Origin of the sequence: Nocardia abscessus NBRC 100374 (assembly GCF_000308455.1) — a bacterium.
GTDB lineage: Bacteria > Actinomycetota > Actinomycetes > Mycobacteriales > Mycobacteriaceae > Nocardia > Nocardia abscessus.
Genome location: NZ_BAFP01000095.1, coordinates 1 through 5,541, shown reverse-complemented (window position 1 = coordinate 5,541; position 5,541 = coordinate 1). Strand labels below are relative to the sequence as shown.

Below are 5,541 nucleotides of genomic sequence, written 5' to 3'. Positions count from 1 at the left end.
GGCGGCTCCGAGGCGGATCACCCGGTGCAGCGGCCGATTCTGGTGGTCGGTGGGTGCGGTGGTGCGGGTACCACCACGACGACGTTGGGGCTGGCGGGTGAACTCGGCACGGGCGGAACGCCGACGGTCGCGGTGGACGCCACCTCGGCGGGCAGCGATCTCGCGCTGCGCGGCGCCGATGAGCATCTGCACCCGATCAGTTTGCAGTCCTGGCTGTACGGCCGCGGTGACGACGAGCCCGCGCCGTTGAAGGAGTGCCTGTCGCGCGCGACTTCGGGTATCGGTCTGCTCTGGCGAGATGCCGCGCCGCTGCGCAGGCGTGCGACCTATCTCACGGTCGCGCGCGCGGTGCACGACGCGGGATACACCGCCGTCTACGACGGTGGGCACCCGATTGCCGCCAGGCAACTGATTCCCCTGCTCGATGACGCGGATGTGGCTCTGGTGCTTGCCATTCCGGCCCGCACCGATGCGGCCAACCGGCTGCGGGTCGCCCTGGAATGGCTCGACGACCAGTTCGGCGACCCGGGAGAGGGGCACGGCGGCGGCGTCGTCGGTGACACCACGATCGTGGTCTCGCATCAATACCCGGGTGACGATTCCCGGGTAGCGGATCATTTGCGCGAGCATCTGTCCGGCTGGGTTCGCGACATCATGGAGATCCCTTACGATCCGCACTTGGCCCGTGGCGAACTCGTGCGGCACGCCTCGCTGGCCGCCGAGACGCGCCGGGCATATGGGCGCCTGCTCGCCGGGGTGGCATCATGACCGCCGCCATGATTTTTCCGCGCCAGCCCGACCCGACGCCCGCCGGTGTGATCGCCCCGCCGGAGTCTCGCCGTGCCGCCATCTGGGACCGTCCGGTACCGGGTGTCGGCCGTGCGCCGCTGGTCTGGCTGCTGGGTGTGCACGGCGGTGCCGGAGCCAGTACCCTCGCGCATGTGCTTGCGCCCGCGGCGGATTCGGGCCGCCGCTGGCCCGGCGTCTTCGACCGCGAAAGTCCGTTCGTCGTCCTGGTCGCCAGGGAGACCATCGCCGGTCTGTCCCGCGCGCACGACCTTCTGCGCCAACATCTTTCGGGATTCGCCGGCCCCTCCGACGTGCTCGGCCTGATCACCGTCGCCGCGCGCCCCGGCCGGATGGCTCCCGAGATCCGGCGCTATCGCGACGTGGTCGGCTCCCTGGCCGGACAGGTGTGGCAGGTGCCGTGGTACGAGGAGTGGACGCTGGTCGAACCCGAGCAGCTGCCGGTGTGGTCGCCGGGTGATCCGCTGCCGCCCAGGAAGCGCAAGCTCGATCTGCTGGAGGAAGTCCCGCTCGATGTCCGGGAGCTCGGCGCCGACATCGTGGCGGCCGCTCGGACGGCACTGGAGGAGGCCGCCTACGACCGCCGGTCACCGGATCTCCGCAAGCCGCCCGACGAGTGATCGTCCGCCTCGAAACGGCGACAACCACCCACTATTCGAGAAAGGCACCCGATGAGCATGCTCCTCCTCGCCGTGCAGGACACGTACGGCACCGTACTCGCGCAAGTCGGTAATCCGACGCCGGAAGCGCCGCCGGGCTCGGAGAAGATCCTGCAGCTGGTGCGGTATCTCACCTGGTTCGTCCTGCTGTCCGGGATCTGCGGCATCGTCTACGCCGGCGGCAGGTTCGCCTGGGAGAAGTGGACCGGCGGTGGCCTGGAGTCGCCGAAGATGGTGGCGGGCGCGATGATCGGCGGCGTGGTCGCCACCAGCGCGGGCACCATCATGAACGCCGTCATCGGCACCTGAGGCCCGCGATGAATACCGTGCGCGTGCTCGCGGCCGAGCCGCTGGCCTACAAGCAGATGCCCGCCGACGTTCTCGCACCGCTGATGCAGCTGCTGAACTGGCTGCTGTGGTTCGTCCTTCTGGTGTGCCTGGCCTGGATGATCGTGTCCGCCGGAAAGCTGTGGCTGACCTTCCGCAGCGATCTGGCCATGAACGATGCCTCGCACGGCGTCCTGATGAGCCTGCTGGGTGCGGTGGTCGCGAGCACGGCGTCGGGCATCGCCCTGGCGTTCCTGCCCGCGTGAGCCGGAGTGGGACGGGGACGACGCGGGAATGAATTCGACAGTACTGCGACCGGTGGACTCCACGGCGTGGCGGCGCGACATCCGCCGCCCCGCGGCGGGAGTCGTCGGCGCCGCGCTGCTGTTCGCGGCGGTGGGCTGCGGCGGTAGCGAGGACTCGACGGGGCAGGACCTCGCGGCCGCTCCTACCAACGTTCGGTGGCAGCCGTTCCAAGGTGTGCCGCTGCCGCACACCGACCAGGGACCGCGGTCGACGGCCGACGGCGCCGCCACCGGTTTCGAGCACTCGCCGCGCGGCGCGGGCATCGCCGCGCTGACCCATTCGGTGCGGCTCGCGGTAGCCGCCGACACCCAGTGGGCCAAAGTGGCTGCGCGAGAAGTGGTTCCCGGTCGGGCCAAGGACGAATGGGCGATCAACCGGGTGCAGCTGTCCATCACCGGTCCGGCGGGCCCGGAGTTCGCGCCCCGCCTGCTGGGCTACAAGATCACCGGATACGCCGATGGGCAGTCCACCGTCGACGTGTACACCGAATACTCCGACAGCTCGAAAGCGGTGCACCACACGACCGTCGAGTGGTTCGGCGAGGATTGGAGATTACGACTGCCCGATCCGGACTCGACCGCCCGGCCCATCGATTCGCTCGACGCATTACCCACGGATATCGTGAAATTGGAGGCACCGACGTGAGCGACAGGGAGTCGTACGCGCGCGATCGTGTCTCCTTCGGCGTGGTCGCCTCCGCCGCCGTGCTGGCGCTCATCGTGGTGGTCGGCATCTTCGTCTTCGTCGGCCAGGGCGACGAGGAGATCGGCGGCGCACCCGCCGTCACCGAGAGTTCCGGCGGCACCGGCTTCGCGACCCCCGAGGCGGACATCCTCGGCAGGCGCGTGGACATCCCGAACAGCGCTGCGGGACAACCGCTTCCGCAGGACCCCTCCCGGCAGCGCAAGCCCAGCGATCCCGACTGGCTGACCGCCGCGCCGGAGGGCACCACCGAACCGCACGGCTGGCAGCGGGTGTACGGCGCCTCCGTGCCGTTCTCCACCTCCGACGGGCCGACGAGAATCGAGGACGACCTGGCCGTCGGCTACGCGCACACTCCGCAGGGCGCGGTGCTGGCCGCCGCGCAGATCACCTACCGGCTCAACGCGCGTCCCGCCGACCGCGACCTGTACGTACGCCAGGTGCGGGTCTCCGCTCAGCAGATCGCCGCCTACGACAAGGCGCTGGCCGACGACCGGCTGCCGGAGCAGCAGCCGGAGACGGTGACCCGCTACTTCGTCGCCTCCGACGCGTTCAAGGTGGACGACTACGCCGACGATCTCGCCATCATCCGCCTGGCCACCAGGGGCCCGGTGGTGGACGGCAAGCCGCTGTGGGCGGCGACGCGCCTGGTCATGGTGTGGGACGCGGGGGACTGGCGCCTGAAGCCATCGACCACCAACAATGCCCAGACCGAGTACATCGAGTCGTTGCAGGGGTGGACGAGATGGTGAGCCGTAGAAGGTCTTCCGGTCGCATGCCGCTGACTGTGCTGGGCGCAGGTGCGGTACTCGCGGTGGCGGTGGCCGCATTCGTCACCGTAGTCGCTACTCGGGAGGACGACACACCGCACGCCCAGGTCTCGCAAACGACAGCGTCGGAAAATGCCCCTGGCGGGCCAACTTTCGCCGGTTCCGGTAAGGATTCCTTCGGGCACCGGTTCGACATCCCGAACGAACTCGCCGGACAGGCGCTTTCACAGTCAGGCGCGCAACGGAAGCCGACCGATCCGGAGTGGCAGACCGGCGCGCCAGGCGGGACGAACCAGCCGGGCGGTTGGCAGCAGGTGTACGGCGGCCCGATTATTCCTTTCTCGACGACCGATGGACCGGCGCGCATCGACAACGGCGTGCCGTCGGGATTCGCCAAGACCCCGCAGGGCGCCGCGCTCGCCGCCGAGCAGATCTACTGGCGGACCGTGGCGCGACCTACCGACCGCACGCTGTGGCAGCAGTTGGTGATCCTTACTCCCGAGGAACTCGCCGATCGCGAGCGCAAGATCGCCGAGGGCAGAGTGCCCGACGTCTTGCCGGAGAATGCCAAACCGCTGTTGTACGCATCCGACGCTTTCCGAATCGAAAGCTATGGTGACGATTTCGCTGTTGTTCGTGTCGCCCGCAAGACCCGTGAGTTCCTGCACGGAGGGCGAAGTTGGGTAGCAATGAGACTCAACGTGATATGGCGTGATGGTGGCTGGAGATTGAAGTCGTCCGCGGGCGACGCACAGCCGCTCGAGACGATCGGTTCGATCGATGGGTGGACACAATGGTGAGGCGGCTAGTCACAATCTTCGCGGTCATCTTCACGGTGATGATCGCGACTCCGACCGTGGCCTACGGCCAGTCGTACGGCTGGGACGAAACGTGCAACGAAATCCACGACACGCTCGACGGCCTGGGACTGCCCGGCTTCACCCTCGGTGACGCCGCGTCCGCCGCGTGCAAGGCGGGCAATGTCGGCGCGCATCCGGACCAGGCTGCGGAGGCGGTGAAGGACAAGGCCTGGGATTCGACCTTCGGCAAGGTGGTCGATTCGCTGATGAACGGTCTCGGCCAGGCCATCATCCTGGCGCTGACCTTCTGGATGAAGGTGCCGAACGAGGCGGTCAGCGATTCGGGTTCGCTGTTCACGAAGATCAACGACTACACCTATCAAGCGCAGATCCTGCTGTTGATAGCGTCGGTGATCCTCTCCGGGGCGCGATTGGCCGAGGCCAGACGCGGGGCCGCGATGAACGAGGCGGCCGAATCGTTCCGCATGTTCACCCGCGTCGTGTTCAGCTCCTGGATGCTCGGCGCGGTGATCGTCGCGGGCACGCAGGCCTCGGACCGCTTCGCGGAGTGGATCATCGAGGACTCGACCAACGGCAACGCCAAGGACCTCGCCGAGCTGATGGTCAAAACCAGTAAGCTGCAGGCGTTTTCCCCCGGTCTGGTGCTGATCATCGCGATCGTCGGTCTGCTCGGCGCGCTCGCGCAGATCGTGCTCGCCATCGTCCGGCAAGGTCTGCTGGTGATCGCGGCCGGTGTGCTCCCGCTGGCGGCGGCGGCCTCCGGCATGAACATCGGCAAGCAGTCCTATCAGAAGCTCATCGGCTGGATCATCGCCTTCATGCTGTGGAAACCGGTGGCGGCGATCGTCTACATGATCGCCTTCACCACGGCGGGTCACGTCGACGGCCTCACCCCGACGGGCGGTCTGCCCGACGGTGAGCAGGCCCAGCGCATGCTGGTCGCGATCGTGCTGCTGTGCAGCGTGGCGTTCGTGCTGCCCGCGCTGATGCGGCTGGTCACCCCGGCCGTCGCCATCGTCGGTAGCGGCGGTTCCGGTTTCACCGCGGCGGGCGGCACCTTGGTCGGTGTGGCGGCCTTGGGCGCCATGGGCACCAAGGCGGTCGGCGTCAAGGGCACCGCGGCCGCGGGTGCGCCCGGTTACGTGAGCG

The 5,541-nt window shown here is 68.3% G+C and carries 8 protein-coding genes; all 8 read left to right on the top strand.

Going from position 1 to position 5,541, the window contains the following annotated elements:
• The coding region (locus ON19_RS18725; protein ID WP_043694171.1) for a hypothetical protein at positions 1-768 on the top strand (768 nt) is incomplete at its 5' end.
• The gene (locus ON19_RS18720) at positions 765-1,427 is read left to right on the top strand and encodes a DUF6668 family protein (protein ID WP_051169044.1); all 663 of its coding nucleotides are present in this window, start codon (positions 765-767) and stop codon (positions 1,425-1,427) included. The genes ON19_RS18725 and ON19_RS18720, both read left to right, overlap by 4 nt.
• 51 nt (positions 1,428-1,478) lie before the next feature.
• A complete protein-coding gene (locus tag ON19_RS18715; RefSeq protein WP_043694168.1) occupies positions 1,479-1,775 on the top strand; it encodes a hypothetical protein in 297 nt (98 codons plus the stop codon).
• An 8-nt stretch (positions 1,776-1,783) separates the two neighbouring features.
• On the top strand, positions 1,784-2,059 hold the full coding sequence (locus ON19_RS18710; RefSeq protein ID WP_043694165.1) for a hypothetical protein: 276 nt from the start codon (positions 1,784-1,786) through the stop codon (positions 2,057-2,059).
• Between the two features lie 28 nt (positions 2,060-2,087).
• The gene (locus ON19_RS18705; protein WP_227954688.1) at positions 2,088-2,744 is read left to right on the top strand and encodes a DUF8175 domain-containg protein; all 657 of its coding nucleotides are present in this window, start codon (positions 2,088-2,090) and stop codon (positions 2,742-2,744) included.
• A complete protein-coding gene (locus tag ON19_RS18700) occupies positions 2,741-3,553 on the top strand; it encodes a DUF8175 domain-containg protein (RefSeq protein ID WP_043694162.1) in 813 nt (270 codons plus the stop codon). Before ON19_RS18705 ends, ON19_RS18700 begins: the two co-directional genes overlap by 4 nt.
• Positions 3,547-4,371 carry a DUF8175 domain-containg protein gene (locus ON19_RS18695; protein ID WP_063709458.1) on the top strand — a complete coding sequence of 275 codons (825 nt, stop codon included), beginning with the start codon at positions 3,547-3,549 and terminating at the stop codon, positions 4,369-4,371. The genes ON19_RS18700 and ON19_RS18695 overlap by 7 nt, the downstream gene beginning before the upstream one ends.
• 38 nt (positions 4,372-4,409) lie before the next feature.
• Positions 4,410-5,541 (top strand): conjugal transfer protein TraG N-terminal domain-containing protein (locus ON19_RS18690; RefSeq protein ID WP_255218398.1); only part of this gene is annotated, 1,132 nt, incomplete at its 3' end.

What these genes read in the sequence shown, in the direction of transcription:
- ON19_RS18720 (WP_051169044.1), top strand. Translation starts at nt 765, where the DNA reads ATGACCGCCGCCATGATTTTTCCGCGCCAGCCCGACCCGACGCCCGCC.
- ON19_RS18715 (WP_043694168.1), top strand. Translation starts at nt 1,479, where the DNA reads ATGAGCATGCTCCTCCTCGCCGTGCAGGACACGTACGGCACCGTACTC.
- ON19_RS18710 (WP_043694165.1), top strand. Translation starts at nt 1,784, where the DNA reads ATGAATACCGTGCGCGTGCTCGCGGCCGAGCCGCTGGCCTACAAGCAG.
- ON19_RS18705 (WP_227954688.1), top strand. Translation starts at nt 2,088, where the DNA reads ATGAATTCGACAGTACTGCGACCGGTGGACTCCACGGCGTGGCGGCGC.
- ON19_RS18695 (WP_063709458.1), top strand. Translation starts at nt 3,547, where the DNA reads ATGGTGAGCCGTAGAAGGTCTTCCGGTCGCATGCCGCTGACTGTGCTG.